The sequence below is a fragment of the Paenibacillus xerothermodurans genome (assembly GCF_002220865.2).
Classification (GTDB): Bacteria; Bacillota; Bacilli; order Paenibacillales; family NBRC-103111; genus Paenibacillus_S; species Paenibacillus_S xerothermodurans.
Map to the genome: position 1 here is coordinate 376,723 of NZ_NHRJ02000003.1, position 19,633 is coordinate 396,355.

A 19,633-nucleotide genomic window follows, 5' to 3' on the forward strand; every position below is an offset into this window, starting at 1 on the left:
ACCTTCATATTACCTACAGCCTTTATTATGGCTTCTTTCGGGGGTGGAAGCTTTTTCTCACGTGAAGCCCAGTTATTTTACTCATTTTTTTCCGCACCGGGATAATATTCGGTGTGGGCTACGGGTTGATCTCACATGTGTTTCAATCCAAGAATATTCGCTGATGCTGTTGGAAGAACAATGATTTGGACGTATTCGATCATATTTATATAGAAGCCCTGCCGCACGATGTTTTCTTAGCGAACCGGAAATATTGCGATCGACCAGACTGTGCGGAGGACTGTCGGAAATCCGGCAGTTTTTCTCTTACTGCGGCCAGCGCTCACGTTGGTTGAACGGTACGATGCTGCAGATGTTGTATTTACAAGATCTTCACGCAATCTCAACTGTACCTTTACATTGATTTGCTATACTTCCCCTTAGAACCTGCATCTAAGACAAACATCCAAAATCCGGTTTGGGAGGTATTCACAAGTTGGACAAGCCACTGAACAGACGTAACTTCTTAAAAGTAGGCGGCGCAGGTACGGTCGCACTACTATTAGGTTCGACGGGTGTGTTGTCATTGAGCCAGGCAGGTAAAGCGCTTGCAAATCCGGAAAGACCGCATCTTGGAGAGGCGGGTTACGGCCCTTTGGTGAAAGATCCTGGCGGAATCCTCAACCTTCCGCAAGGCTTTCAGTACCGAATCATTTCGGAACAGGGCGGTAAGCTCTCGGACGGAGGCATAATTCCAGGCGCGTTCGATGGCATGGCGGCCTTCCAAGGCCCTCACAATAGCACCATCCTGGTGCGAAATCATGAGCAAAGCGGCAACACCCCCTATCCGGTTGAAGGCAAAAACCCTTATGATAAGCTAAGAACCGGCGGCACCACGGCGCTAGTCGTCGGTCCGAACCGGAAAGTAGTCGCTGAATATGTTACGTCTTCAGGCACCATTCGCAATTGTGCTGGAGGCGCCACGCCCTGGGGCACATGGTTGACCTGTGAGGAGACACGTGACCAGGGGCATGGTTATGTGTTTGAAGTGGATCCGCTGCATCCCGAAAATGATCTGTCGAAGACACCGATTCGAGAAATGGGTGCGTTCTCCCATGAAGCAACAGCAGTTGACCCGAGCACGGGGATCGTATACCTGACAGAAGACGGAAGCCCAAGCTTTTTGTATCGATTTATCCCGCATGATCGTAGTCAAAGGCTGGGCGCGCTGCAGAAAGGCGGGAAGCTGCAAGCCGCTGCGATTGAGGAAATTCCGGCAGCGCTGGCCAGTTCAATCGCAACCGGTCAAACGTTTGGTTTGGTGTGGAAGGACTTGGATCCAGAGAAACCGAGCCTTGAAGCAAAGGAAAAGGGCTGCATCCAATTTAGCAGGTTGGAGGGCGCTTATTTTGCCGGCGGTGTCTTCTGGTTCGATGACACCAGCGCGGGCGATACGCGGTTAGGCCGGGTGTACCGGTATTTCCCGTCGACTAACACGCTTGAGCTGTTTTATGAGTCCTCCGAGGCAAACGACCTGGAAGCGCCGGACAACATTTGCATCACTCCGTGGGGCGACCTGTGGATTGCGGAGGATGGCGGTGGAACCGACCGGATTATCGGTGTCACACCGGAAGGGCAGACGTACGTTTTCGCCGAGAATACCTTGAACGATTCCGAGCTGGCCGGGCCAGTCTTTTCCCCCGACGGCAAGACCCTGTTCGTGAATATTCAAAACCCTGGCATGACGTTTGCGATATGGGGACCTTTTCCTCGCAAAAATTCCGGCCGCCAACGCTTGATCGGTCATGCGGCTCCTCCAGCCCGCTTGGCACCTATCATTGGCGATAAGCTAGCTGCCTTCGCGGAGAAGCAGGGGATGTCACCTCTCGAAGCAGCGGCGCTCCACCGCCATGGCATGCCGATTCTTTGAGCCGGGAGCCGAGACTTGAAGCCAGCGAGCTCCTGGCAGTTACTCCACGATAAGAAGCGTTGCCTACAAATGCTTAATATAAGGCGTGCACAAACTATGCTTGCCGTGCCGCTGCAGCTCTAGTAGGTGGAAGTGTGCACAGCGAAAAGTAGACTTGCACGCATGCTCGTTTCAAGCTTGAGACTATCGGGAACCACTGTGGTTCCCGTTTCGCTATTGTCTGGCTTGCCAAAGCAGTCGTCTGATCGCCGCATTAGCGTGATAATGCCCCTTATCCTCTGGGGTGCCGGCGACTTTCGAACATGACGGTATTGCCAAGGACAACTGCGGCGTCCCCGCCAGTTCGATCCGCGTAATGTCCCAGCAGCAGTCTCCCAACTGGACAATCGCCCTGCGGCAAATATTGCAACTGGCGTGACAGTCGATGTCACACGATTGCGCGCACTAGCGTTGGTCGTTGACTGGCGCTATGGTGCGGCAGCGTTCGATCGCCATAGCTAGTGCAAGTCGGCGTCAGCAATGTCTGACGACCATACGCCCCTCAGCCTACGCCATGCAACTCACCCGAGTGTGAAATATAGCGCTCGTATCGTGGAATTGGTACATTTGAAAACGCTATCATTCATGGTAGCATCTTCTTGTAACACCAGTGACCATGACCAGTACAGAGGGAGGACTGAAGAAGCATATGCGAAAAACGTTCTTAAGTATCATGGCGGTGATGCTGTTGCTGGCGGCTGCGCTGTTGGGCTGTTCCCAGCGTCCGAGCGGCGCCACCGATGCGCCCGCGGACGGAAAAGCGGCGAGCGGCGGCAGTCAACCGGCGGCGGCTGGCGGCGACAAAACCAAGCTCACGGTGTACAGCACCATGACGGACTCCTCAAACCAAGATGTCATGAAGCAAATTGCTGCGGACTTCACCAAGGAAAATCCCAACCTGCAAATCGAGTTCCAATTTCCCGGTTCAGAGTATGAGAACATTTTAAAGGTAAAAATGGCGGCGAACGACCTGCCGGACGTGTTCGACACGCATGGCTGGGCGATCATCCGCTACGGCAAATACTTGGCCGACCTGAAGGACGAACCTTGGGCGGCGCAGCAAACCGACACCATTAAACCCGTCGTCACCGACAAGGACGGCAAAGTCCACGCTCTCGTCATGAGTGAGGCGAAGGACGGCATCTCCTACAATGCCGATATCCTGCAGAAGCACAACATCGAAGTGCCGAAAACATTCGAAGAACTGGTGGCGGCCGCTGAGAAGATCAAGACGGAGAGCAAGGGAGAGACATCGCCGTTCTTCATGTCCGGCATAGACAACAGCATGATCGGCGGATTTTTGGATCTTCACGCTACGGCATTTTTTATTAGTCCGAAGCAGAACGACGCGCAAAGTCTGATCGACGGCAAATTCGATTGGAACAAATGGACGCCATTGGCGCAGACGCTGCTTGACTTGCAAAGTAAAGGCTACATTAACAAAGACGTGCTGACCGCCAAAAGAAGCGATATGCCGCAGCGGTTTGCGCAGGGAAAAGTCGCCTTCGTCACAGGCTCCCCGTCGTTCGCGGACGAAGTGCATAAGATTAACCCCAACGTGAAAATCGGCATCATGCCGCTGCCTTCCGTAGTTCCCGGCGATGAGCCCACATTTACCGGCGGCGAACGGTACACTATGGCCGCATGGAAGGATGGAAAGCATCTGGCCGAAGCCAAGAAACTGATCGCGTTCTTTGCCAAGCCGGAGAACATGTCGAAGATCGCCAATGCAACCAAACTGCCCTCCGGCTTGAAAAATATTGAGTCCAAGCACGAGTTCTCCGAGTTCTATGCCAAATACTCCAATATCCGCGTATTCCCGTACTTCGACCGAGTCTACCTGCCCAACGGCATGTGGGACGTGATGTGCAAAACAGGCACCGCACTGCTGGGCGGAAACATCACACCGGCGCAATTCTCCGAAAAAATGAAGCAGGAGTTTGAGCGCCTGCGCAACAAATAAGGCGGGCAGGGAGGTGTCCGCCCTCCCGTTTCGTTTACATCTGATAGGAGGTGCAAGCCATGGCGGAATCGAAACCCGACTCCTCTTCCAGGTTGGGAAGAGGCGATACCACGCCCCGCGGCGGTTTCATCAAGCGGGCCATCCGAAGCGGCGCGATGGTGAATGTGCTGTACCTGCCGGCGCTCATTTTGTTCGTTGTGTTTATATTTTATCCGTTTGTCAAAGGTATCCAGATCTCGTTCACTAACTGGAATGGCTACAACCAGGACTACAAGTGGATTGGACTGCAAAATTACGCCAGACTGTTCAGTGATCCGGATATCGCAAAAATCATACAAAACACGGTCATTTACGGCGTGGGCAGCTCGATCTTCCAGAATATTATCGGTCTCTGCTATGCGTTATTTCTCAATATGAGTATCAGAATCCGCGGCTTAGTACGGACGATTATTTACTTGCCGGTCATTATCAGCTCATTGATCATGGGCTACATTTGGTACTTTTTCTTCCAGTATGAAGGCGGGGCGATCAACGATATCCTGCTTTTATTTCAAGACCAGCCCTCGAATTTGTTGGGTGACCCGCAAATCAATGTATGGATCATCACTTTCGTGAATACATATCAATATCTTGGCATTGCTATGGTGTTGTTCCTGGCTGGACTGCAAACGATCTCCAAGGAGTATTATGAAGCGGCAACCATTGACGGCGCGGGAGCGATTTCACGCTTTATTCATGTCACTTGGCCTCTGCTTGCGCCCGCATTCACGGTTAGCATGGTGCTCAATTTGATCGGAGGATTAAAACTGTTTGACGTCATTGCCGCACTGACCAACAGCGGTCCCGGCTACGCCTCCGCCTCCATGTCCACACTCATGTACATGCTCTACTTTGGCCGTGAAGATGCGGGATACGCGGCAACCATCGGAATTGTTATGTTTGTGATGATTTCCATTGTCAGCATGGTATCGCTCGTTTTACTTAGAAAACGGGAGGTGCAGGCATGATCCGCAACAAATCCGGGCTGACCGCCCTCTCTATTTTGATCTGTTTGGTTCATATTTTGCCGTTCTATATCTTAGTCACGACGTCTTTTAAAGCAGTGGATGATCTAAGCTCCAAGTGGGTAATGCCCGGTTATGTGTATTTAGAAAATTTCAGGAATGCGTGGGTAGAGGCGAAACTGGGCACAGCCTTCCAAAATAACCTCATTGTTACTGTCATTGCGATCATGCTCATCGTTATATTCGGGTCCATCGCGGCTTATCCGCTGTCCCGTCGGCAGACCAAATGGAACAAGTTCATCTACATGCTGTTTGTTTCCGCTTTGATCGTACCGCCGCTGACGAGCTTGGTCCCGCTTTATAAATTTATGGTCGATCTTGGAGGCATGAATCAATATTGGGGAATCATTCTGCTGCATGTGGCGTTTCATCTGCCGATGACGATCTTTTTGTACACCGGTTTTATCAGCACCATTCCGCGTGAGTTGGATGAGGCGGCGATGATTGACGGCGCCGGACAGTTCGGTTTGATTTACCGGATCATTTTGCCGTTGTTAACGCCGATTACGGCGACAGTCATTATTTTGCACGGCGTGTCGGTGTGGAACGACTTTCAATTTTCTTTGTTTTTCCTGCAAAAGCCGGAATTGAGGACAGTGACCGTCGCGCTCTCCAGCTTCTTCGCGGAGGATGGGAACAAAGTCGGCTGGGTGGCGGCAGGTTCGTTCATGGGCGCTCTTCCGATGGTCGTCGTCTATTTGTTCCTCCAACGCTACTTCATTCAAGGTATGGCAGCTGGCGCAGTCAAAGGGTGATTGGGTTTAGAGGATAGGGCGCGAAGCGGGTGAAAAGGAAGGTTAACAGATGCAAGCACGCGGACGGGGCGGGGGAAGGTGACGATACGATGTGGCAGTCGATCCGGTTCAAGCTGACGATGCTTTTTCTCGCTGCAATCGTGTTCCCCGTCGTCGTCATTGTGGTGGCCATCCCTTTCTACTACCAGAAACTGATCGCTAATCAGGGCTCCTCATTAATGGAAGGGACGCTGACGGCGCTCGCCTTTAGTATAGACGCCTACCTGGACGACTTGGAACGAATGACGATAACCCCGTATTTGCATGATGATGTCATGCGGGCGTTAAAGCTAAAATCGACGTTTCAGTGGCAGCTGCTGACGCCATATGAGCAATATGAAGCGGAACAGGCGTTGACGACCACACTGCCCAAGTTCTTGAAAAACACGCGCAAAGACATTCTTGGCACCATTCTTCTGCCGATGGATGAATCTGTGTACATAACATCATCCAACGGTTACAGTAACAGGGCGGTGGCGGGGTATCCGTTCGACAAGCAGCATTGGTACATTCAGGCGCTTAGGGCGGATGGGGATGTCGCATTCATAAGCGTACACGTGCAAAATTATCTGGTAAAAGGCGGGGCGGAGGTTTTCTCTGTGGCACGTTTAATCAAGGACCCGGATTCGCAGCGGCCGCTTGGCGTTATCATGGCTGACGCGGATACCGCGGCGTTAGAACGGATCATGCGTGGAATTCGGCTGAACGACGGGGCGATCGCGGCTATCCTGGATAACGAGCGGAAAATGATCTACGCCAGCCGTCCGCTGCCGGACGACGTGCACGGTGAATTGGCGGCCGGGAACCGGGCAGTGGGCGATACCGATGACCGATACTTTGTTGTCAGTCAAACGCTGAAGCGTGCCGGTTGGGAGATTGTCGTGCTCTCGCCCGAATCGGCGATCAAGTCGCAGCTGCATCGCATTTATTGGGTGGGGGCGCTGTTCGCCGCCTCGGGACTCATGATTGCGCTGCTGCTTTACGCCACGGTTTCACGCTGGCTGTTGACGCCCTTTAAGCAGATGGTACAGGTGATGAAGCGGGTGCAGCGCGGCAACCTGCAAACCTTCTATCCGGTGCGCGGCAGCGATGAAATCGCCCAGCTCGGCCAAAGCCTAAACCAGATGATTTCGCAGCTCGGTGATCTGATTGACCGGGAATTCCGTGCGGTGCTCGGCCAGCGAAACGCGGAATATCGTGCGCTGCAGTCGCAGATTCATCCGCATTTTTTGTACAATACACTAAACGGGCTCATAGGCTTAAATCGGACGGGCCAAAGCGTACTGTTGGAAAGGGCTATCTTATCGCTAAGCGGCATGCTGCGTTACACGCTGGCACAGAATGACTGGGCAGAGCTGAAAGACGAAATGGCTTTTATCACTAAATACTGTGAGCTGCAGCAAATTAGGTTTCGCGAGAAGCTGGGCTTTCAGATTGACTGCGATCCGGCTGCTGAAGCCGTTTTGATCCCCAAGCTGCTGCTGCAGCCGTTGGTGGAAAACGCTGTTATTCATGGCATCGAACCGAGCGGTACGGCATGTGTTCTGAGGATTACAGCTGCGGTCGAGGAAGTTCCGGAGAGCGGGGGTTCGCGCCTGGAGATCGTGATTGCAGATAACGGAGTCGGCTTCGATCCCGGTAAGCAGAAGGAGGGCGTGGGCACGGCGAACGTACGCGAGCGATTATGTCTTGCATATACCGGCTCTACCATGCACGTAGAAAGTCAGGTTGGACATGGCACTGTCGCACGGCTGCAAATTCTGTTGAAGGATGTGGACAGCAGATGAAGCTGGTTATTGCGGACGATGAGAGCTTAGTACGGGCTAGCTTAGTCAGTATGATACATGACATGGAAGCGTCCTGGAACATTGTCTGCGAAGCGGCGGACGGTGAGGAATTGCTCGAGGCGATCGCTCAGTACAAGCCGCACATCGCGATTGTGGACATACACATGCCAAAGCTGGGCGGATTGGACGCGATTCCGCTGGGTAAAGAGATATCGCCGCTGACAGAATGGGTAATTTTGAGCGGCTTTTCGGACTTTGGATATGCGCAGCAGGCGATGAAATTAGGGGTGTCGGAATATTTGTTGAAACCTGTAGACCCCGCCGAATTGGAAAAAACGCTGGCCCATATATATAAGGACAACAAAGATTACATCGTTTTGCTCAATCAACAGTTTGAAAATAACCTGTTCGCGCTGTGCCATGGTTTAACCGCACTTAGTCATGAAGAGAGGGGCAGCTTGCTGCATCAGGGTGTTTTCATAGGGTGGATGCTCTGCTTGGACGCCAGCGGGCCGACGAATCGGGCGGCTCAGCTGCAGCAGCGATTGTGCGAAGAAATTCGGCAGTCGGTGGAAACGCACCTGACTCATGGCATGAACGTGGCCTTACTGGCACTTCCAGACGGAGAGGTGGCTGCAGTGGGCGCATGGGATCGGTCTGCAGGGGAGCCAGCCAGACGGCGTGTTCATGATTTTTTCAGAGGCATTGAACAAATCATCGTCGGTTATAGAACTGGGGACATGACGGTGACCATTCTCCGGACGGGTGAACGCCGGGGCTTTGCCGAGGTCAACCGGCGACTTCATGAGCTGCAGAAATTGGGAGAGCTGCGTGCTATCGCCGGCATCGGACGAAGTCTCGACTACGAGGATTTGATCAAAGAGGCGGACAAACCCAATTATCCGGACGCCGCCCGCTTGTTGTGCGCTCTTGGAAACTGCAGCGAGAACCGGATGTACTTGGACTACCATCACGCGGTGAATGAACTGGAAGCGCTGGTGCAAAAACAAGATTTACTCGCCGCTGATAAAACACGGCAAGCGATCCGCTCGTTTATACGGTACTCGATTGGGCTTTACCTGCCGGAGAGCGTCACGGCGGTTCGTATGATCGCGCAACTCAGACAATATGGCGAGCACGTGCTGAGAGGGATACATACGAAGGAGCCGACTTCACCTGATGTGGTTGGTGAATTAATTCGGTATATTGAAAAACATTACATGGATGACATCGGCCTGGGTCAAATCGCGACGCAGCTGAACGTGTCGCCGAATTATCTCGGTTCCATGTTTCATAAGAGGACCGGCGTGCCGTTTGTTAAGTATCTCACGCGCATTCGTATGCTAAAGGCGCAGGAACTGCTGATGCATACCCATTTGCAAGTAAAACAAGTGGCAGAGCAGGTTGGCTACCATAGCACACGGCATTTTACCAAGCTGTTCACGCAGACATTCGGCAAATATCCTTCGGACTACCGGAAGCAGAAGGGGCAGCTGCAAGATGGTATTCCTGATACGTGAGATGTGAATTTATAACGCAGGAGCGGCAGGGGCAGTGGTGCTAAGCATCAGCTGTCTATTTCAACGTTGTGATTTCATAATAAAGTAAGGACTCTCTTTCACGTAACCAAGAGAGTCTCTCGGTATTGGTACTATGACCATCGGCATCCCGGCAGGTTCAGCAATCCCTCGCGGACAATGTACCAATGCCTATTTATTACATATAGTAGCGATGAGAATTGTTTGGAGGGTGATAAAACGAATGTATTATAACCATCAATTGTTCCGTCCCAACGTTGACATATCGCTCGTTAATGACATTGCAAACGCCATCAATGGTCAATATAGCGCGATTCACTGCTATGAAAGACTGGCACAATTGGCTCCATCTGAGGATGTGAGAAAACAAATTCTTGAAATTAGACAAGATGAAATAAATCATTTCCGAGCTTTCTCACAAATTTATGTATCCTTAACTGGAAGACGACCTACTCCACAAATAATCGAACAGTGTGAACAAGAATACTTAGCAGGTCTGAGAGCGTCATTTAAAGATGAACAGATAACCACCGACTTTTATCTCGATGTTGCGGAAAAGACAACTGAGCCGCACATTAAAGAAACGTTCCGTCGCGCTCTGCAGACGAACAAAATCACGCAGTGTGGTTTTTGTATTTCATGACTGCCAACCATTAAGCCAACGGATACGTGAGCAGTCGGCGCGAGACATTTTTCAAAGTTAGCCCTTTGAGCAGTTTTTTACACCTTCAAATAGGCAGCTGCATAGGATAAAGCAGGAAAACAATGAGGTTATTGTCGAGGAGAATGCATATGTACAGGTATTGTCACTTTCAAAGCCATAATCCAATGCATAACAACTGGAACACCAATTGGAGATATAATTGGCATCCTCATCATTACAATGGGAACAATAACAGCTGGCATCCGTATGCAAACATCATATTAAAAGATTATGGAACAAGACCATTTGTAGTAAATATCGACCAAGCAACGAAGCGAAACAATAATTACCGCACCGCTTTATGGACAGGGAAACATTTACAAGTGACTTTAATGAATATTAATGTTGGCGATGACATCGGTTTGGAAGTCCATCCGACAACTGATCAATTCATACGGATTGAAGAAGGTCAGGGATTTGTTCAGATGGGTGATAGCAGAGATAAATTAGATTTTCAAGCAATGGCGTATGATGACTACGCAATTATGATACCTGCTGGAAAATGGCACAATGTAACCAACACGGGTAATCAACCACTCAAAATTTATGTTATCTATGCACCGCCTGAGCATCCATATGGTACAGTTCACAAAACGAAAGCAAATGCAATGGCTGCTGAAAAACAATACTAGCTATTAATCAAATGAAAAATGTATATGAGCGAAAATTACAGTTTTTTGATATTCAACTGACAGGCACGATAGTTGAATGAACGTGCCACCAACCAGTCCTTGCATTGGGCTGGTTTTTTTCGCTATGCGATTATGCCTGGCTTAGCTGAAATGGGAGTGCAGATATTACTATGTACATACGCTAGGACGGGGGCGTTAAGAAAACGTAAAATCGATGTTGGAATTCGAATACCTCACCGTTCAGTTAATATTGACCCTCCTCGAAAGCTTGTAACCACGTAATGGCTGCGATCCGATTCTGTCGCACAGCGAATGCATTGAATGTCAGCGTTATCTTCCAACGGATGGTGTGATGAGTCAACCGTGACTTAGAACTTGGGCTCGTAGAATAGATGATTACGTATCAAGAATGTGCGTTGAAGCTGCCGGGTAAGGAGAGTTGAATGCCTTAGCAGTGCGGCGTGAACTAATTTTTCACATAAACAGATACCCGAATACTGGCGATTTCGGGTATCTGTTTATGTGCTTACCAAACCTGTAAAGTGAAGTTCTCACGGATACATCATTAAATAAATAGATTAATACCGGATTGATCAGCCTTGCCTAGATAGTATCCAACACCACCGATTTTTACCCCGTCAAGCAGTTCTTCTTTCGTAATCCCCATGACATCCATGGACATCTGGCAAGCTACCACTTCGACGCCTTGTTGAATCGCAGTTTCAATTAATTCCTCCAAAGACGAAATATTTTTCCCCTTCATGACACCTCGGATCATTTTGGTACCGAGACCCAACATGTTCATCTTAGAAAGAGACAGCTTTTGGCTGCCGCGAGGCATCATAGCCCCGAACATGCGGCCGATAAAGGTTTTGGATACCGGGATTTTCTCCGGCTTCCGAATCACGTTCAATCCCCAGAACGTGAAGAACATGGTCACTTTTTTCCCGCTTGAAGCTGCTCCGTTAGCAATGATGAAGGACGCTATGGCTTTATCGAGATCGCCGCTGAATACAACCATTGAGCTGCCGTCTAAGTAGGTGGTTGCTGGCTCGGATGTAGAACGAGCAACGGCGGTTCCTTTCCTTAAGTAAGCCTCAATTATGCCGCTTCGTGTCTTATCTACTTTAATCATTTGATTGCGGGACATTTGTGCCCAAGCCTGAATGTCTTCATAAAAGCCGGGATCGGAGGCTGTTACACGCAATACCTGTCCGTTTGCCAGCTTATCCATTTGCTGTTTTACCTGAATGAGCGGACCAGGGCAGGACAATCCACACGCATCCAATTCGAAATCGGCGCGGCACGCCTGCTCCTGCTGTTCAAGTGTCGCAGCTATTTCTTGACGGGCATCCGTGGTCGCTGAAGCCTGCAGCGGCGCTTTTTTGACGGATGGCGTGTAGGTGGACATTTTATATGTCTTGTAACCTCCGGTCAAATTGCGCACTTTAAATCCGTTCTGCTTTAGAATTCGTGACGCGGTATAACCTCTCAAGCCAACTTGACAGTAAACCCAAATCTCTTTATTCGGATCCAATTCAGTCAAACGACCACGGAGCTCATCAACCGGAATAAGTATGGAGCCGGGAATGTGGCCATTGTGATGTTCGATCTCCGAACGAACGTCCACCAGAGTGATTTTTTTAGGATCACGTGATTTCAACTCTCGGGGCACCACCACGTCAGTTCTTCCGGCAAGTATGTTTTGCGCCGTATAGCCGGCCATATTTACCGGATCTTTGGCAGATGAATATGGTGGGGCATAGGAAAGCTCGAGTTCAGTCAGGTCGTTGACTGTTCCCCGGAAGTGAATCACGGTTGCAATATCATCGATGCGCTTGTCTACTCCGTCAAATCCTACAGCCTGGGCCCCCAATACAGTGCCTGCATTATCAAAGAGCAGTTTGATTGTCAGGGGGGTCGCGCCTGGATAATAAGAAGCATGAGAGCTCGGATGCACATAGGTGACATGATAAGGAATTGCCAAACGCTGAAGAGTCTTCTCGTTGTTGCCGGTGACTGCTCCCGTGAGGCCAAATACTTTAATAATCGATGTTCCTTGCGCGCCTTTATATGTCATTCCCAAGCCGAAAACATTATCCGCCGCTATTCGTCCTTGTTTGTTGGCGGGACCAGCTAAAGGTATCGCGGTCTTGTTGCCATTAATGAAATCCATGACTTCCACAGCATCACCGACGGCAAAAACGCCATCCAGATTAGTCTCTAATTGTTCATTCACGACGATGTGGCCTTTCGGAGTCAACTCCAATCCGCTATCTCTCAAAAAGGCGGTATCCGGTGTGACACCAATAGCCAAAATGATCATATCACTAACTAGCGTTACTCCACTGGCTAACTGAACCTGGATTTGTTCACCTGTTTCCTTGAACGATTGCGCGCGGTCTGAGAAGAAGAGATTCACGCCATGCTGTTCTAATTCTTTAGCCAAAACATGGGACATTTCAATATCGAACGGCGCCAAAAGCTGGGGGCCGGATTGAACCAAACTAACTTCTAGTCCGATCCCGTTGAGATTTTCGGCCATTTCCACTCCGATGAAACCACCGCCTATCACAATAGCCGACTTTGTATTCATTTCAGTCACTCGTTTTTTAACGCGGTCGGTATCAGCTATGTTACGTAGAGTGTATATTTTGGTGCTTTCTATACCGGGTACAGCAGGACGAATAGGTTTTGCACCCGGCGACAGAATGAGGAAATCGTAGCTTTCGGCGTAAATACCGCGTTCTTTGCTGCTTACAGTGACTGTTTTGGAGATTGGGTCAATACTTGTTACTTCACTTTGTGTGCGAATATCAAGATTGAAGCGCTTATGCATAGCTTCCGGCGTCTGAACCAGCAGCTTATTCCTGTCTTTAATCGAGTCCCCGATATAATATGGCAGACCGCAATTCGCGAAGGAAATGTATTCATCTCTCTCAAACATCACAATGTGTGCGTCCTCATCCAGTCGGCGTAGCCGGGCCGCGGCTGAAGCGCCGCCAGCAACACCACCGACAATTAAAACTTTTTTGCTCATGATTATCCTCCCCGAGAAAACTTGAATGAGTTGTTTCACTCTGTCGTCAGTAATGGCATAGCTCACTGCGAGTCCGTTGCGCTCCGTCGTTACTATGCCGACGTTGCGAAGTTTTTGCAAATGCTGGGACACTGTGGATTGTGGCAAGTCCAGACATTCCTGCATGTACCCAACGTTGCTCTAGTCTTTCTGGAGAAGTCCTTCTACGATACATAAACGTACCGGGTGAGCGAATACCTTCAGAATATCCGAGACTTCGTTAAATCGTTTAAAATTGTTGTCCATAGAGCTGCCTTACCATAAATCGTAACATCGTAATATTATGATATAGCAATGAAAAATGCAAGGTAAAATTAGATTAACGACATTGCCAAAGCTATTAACGGTCAATTCAGTGCAATTGTATGCTATGAATGGTTGGAAAAAACTGGCTCAAAATGAGGCAGTGAGACAACAGATTCTTGAAATCCGGCAAGATGAGATACGACATTTCCAAGTGTTCTGACACTTGTGTTACCGACAGAAGACCGAAACCTCAGATTGTCCAACAATATGAGTTTCCCCCCACAGACGCCGTAAATTTTTTGGTCAAAAATTTTCCAGTCTGTAACAATATGTGCTTGGTTCAACTAAGAACGTGATTAAACATGATTCGAAGACTGCAACAAACACTTTGGATACGCAAGAGCATCAACTGTCGCCCAGGATTTGGAGTCAGAGATCCAGCAGCTGGAGGCGCACAGTGCGCTTAGGATCAGTCAATTGGGGCAACTTCTCAAATAGGTAGATCAAGTAGTAAAGGGATTAAGCCCGTTTTCCTTGGCTGTTTCCACAATGCTGTAGATCACCGCACTGGCCTTGCCTCCGCGAGGCGTATTAGAGAACATCTAATTTTTCCGACCAATGACGAACGGCTTAATGGAACGTTCGCTCCGGTTGTTGTCGAGCTCCAGGGCCGTCCAATAGAAAGGCCAGCTGACCAATTACCTGATTCCAACGCCGACACCTAATCCGGCGGCCGTGAACATGTTCTGTGATATTTATCAAGAAGCAGACTGCAATCATTAGATTTATCGCAAAAGCATTCATTTGTGGTAAGATGAAATTGCGATATAAGGAAGGTCGGGCGGTAAACCGGCATTTCCCGGAAGGCGGATCTCTTTCGTGGCTGGCGTTTCTTTGACTGGGGCTTCAACCGTTGGTGACGGTGGAGGCTTTTATCATTTTCTGGAAGCGTTTCCATGCAGCAGGAACAATTTATCGCAATAGTGTGAAAAATCCCCGGGATCATTCAATATCTGTCGAATTTCATGTGCTGCGCTTGGGTGCCCAATCCTGCATGCCCAGCATTTTCAGTACGGTTGCATACTGATCCGTGTTCATCATAGGAAATCCCTCGGCAGCGGCATTTTTGTACGGTGGGTCATGCATCTGCTGTGGCGTCAACCGCTGGTCCATGGGACTATATTCCAGCACAGCAGGAATATCATGCTCACGCATGACGAGGGCCTCATCAATGTTCGGTACGTAATAGCCTGCCATGCCGATGACGCGGTCTTTATCGGCCACGTTCTTCAAGATCGACTTTGTCGTGGGCAAGCCGAGGTCCGGTATCCGGGGGATGAAGTATACGAGATCCGGTGCCAACCGGCGGTAGGCCCGGACTTTCTCCACGCCGTATGCGCTCACAATCACACGTGCCTCAGCCTTATGTTCCCGAATTTTTGCCACGAGTTTCGCCGGATTGACATCTTTGGTGTCCAGCCACAGCAGCGCGCCTACGCGGCTCCACTCCAAAAACGCATCTAGCGTACGTACCTTGAACTCGGTTCTGTTGCCGACGAAATCGACGAGGTTCAGCTGTGAAATCTCCGTATAGCTCGTTTCGGCGACTTTGCCGGATCCGGTCGTTTCGCGATCAAGCGTGTCATCGTGACACATTACGATCTCTCCATCGGATGTCGTGCGCAGGTCTATCTCGATCATGGCCGGACCGGTTTCCACTACACGCTGCGCAGATTCCAGAGTGCATTCGGGCCAGCCGCCCTGAGGTGAATATCCCGCCCTGTGCGCCATCACAATGGCTGGGTGGCTTACAGCGAGCTCAAGCGCGTATACTTGGCCAGCTCGTTGGTATTTTTGAAGTTGATCGTGTACAAAGTCTTATTACCACATGTGGTGACACCCGACGCAGCCGCGGCTTGGGCTGCTGCCTGGTCTGCTGGCCGGGCTGCGGCTGCTGTTGGGATGCCGGCCACAGAGTGAAGCAACGACCAACCGATGCCGCACCGGCCACCTGGGCTGACTTGCGCAAAAAGGTTCGACGGTCTACAGTCTGATGAGGCATCGCCGCAAACACGTTCGGTTGTCGTTTGGATGGCTGTTGATGATTGTACATATCATCTTTCCTCATTTCCCGCAAGATGTAGTTGTAACTTTGACCACATGTTCCTTTTAATCACAGTACATACTAGTCCGGCATTGTTAACTATAGATTACGGCAGTTTTGATATTTTATTAAGACCAGCCCCGCGATAAGGATGGAGAAGGGATGCCGTGCACATGGGGTATGCCTTCGCGTATTGCCAAACGATGATGGATATAGGAGGCAATGGTAAGGAGCTCGATCGTTTGAATTTTACAAGTGTTACATTTTATGCGTTTGGGAAGCCACAAGATGTTTTGATCGTCGAAAACAAAATACTGACTGCGCCTGCTCCGGGAGAAATCCTTGTACGTATGTTGGCGAGCCCTGTGAATCCGTCGGACTTAATACCGGTTAGAGGCAGCTATTCACACCGCATTTCTCTGCCCGCAGTGCCCGGGTATGAAGGTATTGGCATCGTAGAAGATGTAGGCTCCGGCGTGTCTACAGATATGATCGGCAAGCGCGTGCTGCCGCTGCGGGGAGAGGGGACGTGGCAGGATTATGTCATCTCGCCAGCACAATATGCAATCACCGTGCCCGGGACTGTAGACGATGATACGGCCGCACAATTATACATAAACCCTCTGACCGCTTGGCTCATTTGCACGGAAACATTAGGATTGCAACCCAATGATGTGGTATTGGTAAATGCGTGCGGCTCGGCGATCGGTCGTATTTTTGCCCAATTGTCGCAGATTTTTGGTTGTTCAGCTCATTGCCGTTACCAGAAATGAAAAATACACGCATGAACTGCTTCATTTGGGCGCGTCTCACGTTATTAACACCACCGAAACACCGTTACATTCGGCTGTGACGGAACTGACGCATGGACGCGGAGCCTCTGCTGCTATTGATTCAGTCGGTGGCCCGGCCGGTACAGCGTTGGCGTCTTGTGTGCGGTCCGATGGCGTTTTGTTAACCATAGGATTGTTGTCAGGCATACCGATCGATGTGTCAAAAATCAAAGAGATGACAAAAGTGAATGTGAAAATGTTTCATCTCCGGCATTGGAATCGACAAGCGACCGTACAGGCGTGGCAGCGAGCTTTTGAGCGTCTGATCCATCTAATAAGCAAGCACCGGCTACGAACAATGCCCCCAAGTTGTCGGTATCCGTTGTCTTCGGCGAAAGACGCGGTTGTGTCGGCTCAATCGAGCGGCAGCAATCGAGGGAAAGTGTTTATTCATATGTGGTAGCCGTTTTTTTGGAGGGAGTGTACGCTGCGATGGGAGCAGACTGTTTGAAAATAGCTCCTGCAGTGTAGGTTTGTGTCCTATGAAAGCGCATACCTGGGGTGTATCCTGTCATTAGGCATCACGGATTACGACGCTAAGGTCACAGGCGCACCTCAGGAGGGATGAGCAACACATGAAAAAAATTACATTTATCGGTGCAGGCAGTCTCGTATTCACCAAAAATTTGGTACGGGATTTACTTACTTTCCCGGCGTTCGAAGATTGCACGATCACTCTATTGGATATTGATGCGGAGAGATTAGGCTATGCCAAAACAGCGGTAGACAATATTATGGCGGCGGGGCACTACCGGGCGAATGTCGAAGCGACCACAGACCGGGTGGAAGCTTTAACCGGCGCGGACGGCGTCGTATGCACTATTCTCGTCGGGGATTTGGACGTCTGGAGAACGGACATCGAAATTCCTAAAAAATATGGGGTAGACATCAACATTGGCGATACACGCGGCCCGTCGGGCATTTTCCGCTTTTTACGCACCGTGCCTGTGATGATGGACATCTGCCGAGATATTGAACGCATTTGCCCGGACGCCGTATTTCTTAACTACACCAATCCGATGGCTATGCTGTGCAGAACGATGCAGGGTGAAACTAACGTAACGTTGACAGGTCTCTGCCACAGTGTGCAGGGAACGGCGGCCATGCTGGCCCGCTGGATCGGCGCACCAATGGAGGAAATTACCTATACATGCGCCGGAATTAATCACACCGCGTTTTATCTGGATTACAAGTGGAACGGTAAAGACGCCTATCCGCTCATTCGTGATGCGGTAACGAACAGAACCGAAATATACAACGAGGAGCAAGTGCGTAACGAAATGTTTTTGCACCTCGATTATTTCGTCACCGAGTCAAGCGGACACAATTCAGAATACAATGCGTGGTTTCGCAAACGGCCTGATCTTATCGAGAAATATTGCACGCACGGTACCGGCGGGAATCCCGGGGAATACGGCCGGATGATCAAATCGCGCGAGAGCAGGAAGCTGAATTGGACGCAGCAGATGGAGGCGTGGCGGGACAGCCCGATTGACCTTCGGCGCGGCGAGGAGTATGCGGCGTACATATTCAATGCGACGATCGGGGACGGCACTTTGTTCGAGTTCAACGGCAATGTGCGCAATTTTGGTTTAATAGACAATCTGCCTGAGGGCAGCTGTGTCGAAGTTCCGGTGATTGCTTCCCGCAAAGGGCTGCAGCCGATTCACGTAGGCCCGCTGTCTGATCAGCTGGCGCTGCTGGTCGATCCGATGGCCAGATGCGAGGAATTGGCCGTAGAGGGCGGGCTTACCGGCGACCCGCGAAAAATATTCCATGCGGTATGCTACGATCCGCTCACATCTGCCGTGCTCAGCTTGGCTGAAATCAAGACCATGGTGGATGAAATGTTCGAGGCGAATAAAGATTGGCTTCCCCAGTTTAAACATTTTTCCTGAGCGGTGGTGTGCGCGAGCACCATGGCATGCAGGTGAAACGAGGGCTGTGTTCACATGTTTATTACTGATGTGGAAACATTTAAATACAAAAGCATCCGTACCCATCCGGGGATTGGCTGCCCTTGTTCAAACAGGGCTGGGAGAAACGTCAGCAGCCGCACAGTTTAAATCAACGGCGGGAGGCGAAGGGCAGGTGCAGATAGATCTCAGCGGTAAGGTGGCAATCGTAACAGGGGCCGGTCGGGGCATTGGCCGCGATATTGCGATGACATTAGCGTCAGAGGGTGTCATAACGATAGTCACGGATGTCAACGAGGCTCACTTGGCGGCGGTTAAACAAGAATTTGATGCTTCGGGCTATCAGGGATCTCAGTATGTTTGCGACGTGCGCGATTATGGCCGCATAGAAGAAGTGGTTGCATCCGTGATTGCAGATTATGGTCGTCTGGATATACTCGTGAACAATGCGGGGGTGGCTGGCGGCGCACCAGTGGCATCGCTTTCAGAGGAAACGTGGGATCTCAATATGGATGTTAATTTAAAAGGGACTTATCTGATGAGCAAGGCCGTCATTCCGGTCATGAAGCGTCAGCGATCGGGACGAATTATTAACGCGGCCTCGTTTGCGGCGATTGTTCCGAGCTACGGAGGTTCCGCTTACGCTGCATCCAAAGCTGGGGTGCGACAATTCACCAGGGTGCTCGCAGGAGAGCTGGGGCCCTGGAATATTACCGTGAATTGCTACGCGCCGGGGATGATTCCAACGGACATGAATCATTTTGCGGAGCGGCCGGAGGACGACCAGCAGCGTCTGCTCGATACGCTCACGCTTCGCCGCTGGGGGAGCAAAGACCATGTCGCCCATTTAATCTGCTTTCTCGCATCAGACTTGGCCGAGTATATTACCGGGACCATGATCGATGTGAGCGGAGGGAAGCTCGCGACCCAGACCCCCAAGATCGCTTATGAAAAAGCAGAGTCGGAGGTGCGGAATTATGCACCGTGACACATTCCCGGAAATTAAATGACTCACGGTAATTGTGA

Annotated in this window: 11 protein-coding genes and 4 pseudogenes; 11 read left to right on the top strand and 4 right to left on the bottom strand. The window is 50.4% G+C overall.

The window, feature by feature from the left end:
* Positions 1-475: 475 nt before the first annotated feature.
* From CBW46_RS09125 to CBW46_RS09165, 8 genes and pseudogenes are all read left to right on the top strand, one after another.
* The gene (locus tag CBW46_RS09125) at positions 476-1,909 is read left to right on the top strand and encodes an alkaline phosphatase PhoX (RefSeq protein ID WP_089199690.1); all 1,434 of its coding nucleotides are present in this window, start codon (positions 476-478) and stop codon (positions 1,907-1,909) included.
* A 688-nt stretch (positions 1,910-2,597) separates the two neighbouring features.
* The gene (locus CBW46_RS09130; RefSeq protein WP_089199691.1) at positions 2,598-3,911 is read left to right on the top strand and encodes an ABC transporter substrate-binding protein; all 1,314 of its coding nucleotides are present in this window, start codon (positions 2,598-2,600) and stop codon (positions 3,909-3,911) included.
* Positions 3,912-4,066: 155 nt separating this feature from the next.
* On the top strand, positions 4,067-4,918 hold the full coding sequence (locus CBW46_RS09135; RefSeq protein WP_243633242.1) for a carbohydrate ABC transporter permease: 852 nt from the start codon (positions 4,067-4,069) through the stop codon (positions 4,916-4,918).
* Complete coding sequence (locus tag CBW46_RS09140) at positions 4,915-5,730, top strand: carbohydrate ABC transporter permease (RefSeq protein WP_089199693.1); 816 nt, start codon at positions 4,915-4,917, stop codon at positions 5,728-5,730. The genes CBW46_RS09135 and CBW46_RS09140 overlap by 4 nt, the downstream gene beginning before the upstream one ends.
* Before the next feature lie 29 nt (positions 5,731-5,759).
* A complete protein-coding gene (locus tag CBW46_RS09145; RefSeq protein ID WP_133253951.1) occupies positions 5,760-7,556 on the top strand; it encodes a cache domain-containing sensor histidine kinase in 1,797 nt (598 codons plus the stop codon).
* Positions 7,553-9,076 carry a helix-turn-helix domain-containing protein gene (locus CBW46_RS21005; RefSeq protein WP_165842248.1) on the top strand — a complete coding sequence of 508 codons (1,524 nt, stop codon included), beginning with the start codon at positions 7,553-7,555 and terminating at the stop codon, positions 9,074-9,076. The genes CBW46_RS09145 and CBW46_RS21005 overlap by 4 nt, the downstream gene beginning before the upstream one ends.
* A 241-nt stretch (positions 9,077-9,317) precedes the next feature.
* Positions 9,318-9,751, top strand: a pseudogene (locus tag CBW46_RS09160) (ferritin-like domain-containing protein).
* Between the two features lie 129 nt (positions 9,752-9,880).
* Positions 9,881-10,429, top strand: coding sequence for a cupin domain-containing protein (locus CBW46_RS09165; RefSeq protein ID WP_424446182.1), 549 nt, complete (start codon positions 9,881-9,883; stop codon positions 10,427-10,429).
* A gap of 565 nt (positions 10,430-10,994) precedes the next feature.
* On the opposite strand, the gene CBW46_RS09170 is transcribed toward CBW46_RS09165, so the two are convergent.
* The 4 genes and pseudogenes from CBW46_RS09170 to CBW46_RS09185 form a co-directional block, all read right to left on the bottom strand.
* Complete coding sequence (locus tag CBW46_RS09170; RefSeq protein ID WP_089199738.1) at positions 10,995-13,469, bottom strand: DsrE/DsrF/DrsH-like family protein; 2,475 nt, start codon at positions 13,467-13,469, stop codon at positions 10,995-10,997.
* Positions 13,470-13,562: 93 nt separating this feature from the next.
* Positions 13,563-13,634: pseudogene (locus CBW46_RS22050) on the bottom strand (ArsR family transcriptional regulator); the annotation flags it as partial.
* Positions 13,635-14,183: 549 nt separating this feature from the next.
* Positions 14,184-14,422, bottom strand: a pseudogene (locus tag CBW46_RS09180) (transposase domain-containing protein); the annotation flags it as partial.
* 355 nt (positions 14,423-14,777) lie between these two features.
* Complete coding sequence (locus CBW46_RS09185; protein WP_089199697.1) at positions 14,778-15,545, bottom strand: glycerophosphodiester phosphodiesterase family protein; 768 nt, start codon at positions 15,543-15,545, stop codon at positions 14,778-14,780.
* A 519-nt stretch (positions 15,546-16,064) separates the two neighbouring features.
* On the opposite strand from CBW46_RS09185, the pseudogene CBW46_RS09195 reads away from it, so the two are divergent.
* The 3 genes and pseudogenes from CBW46_RS09195 to CBW46_RS09205 all read left to right on the top strand — a co-directional run bounded on the left by CBW46_RS09195 (position 16,065) and on the right by CBW46_RS09205 (position 19,595).
* Positions 16,065-17,094, top strand: a pseudogene (locus CBW46_RS09195) (zinc-dependent alcohol dehydrogenase family protein).
* A 172-nt stretch (positions 17,095-17,266) separates the two neighbouring features.
* Positions 17,267-18,589 (top strand): alpha-galactosidase, encoded by a 1,323-nt coding sequence (gene melA / locus CBW46_RS09200; RefSeq protein WP_089199699.1) that lies wholly within the window; start codon positions 17,267-17,269, stop codon positions 18,587-18,589.
* Positions 18,590-18,635: 46 nt separating this feature from the next.
* Complete coding sequence (locus CBW46_RS09205) at positions 18,636-19,595, top strand: SDR family NAD(P)-dependent oxidoreductase (protein ID WP_243633239.1); 960 nt, start codon at positions 18,636-18,638, stop codon at positions 19,593-19,595.
* Positions 19,596-19,633 lie beyond the last annotated feature (38 nt).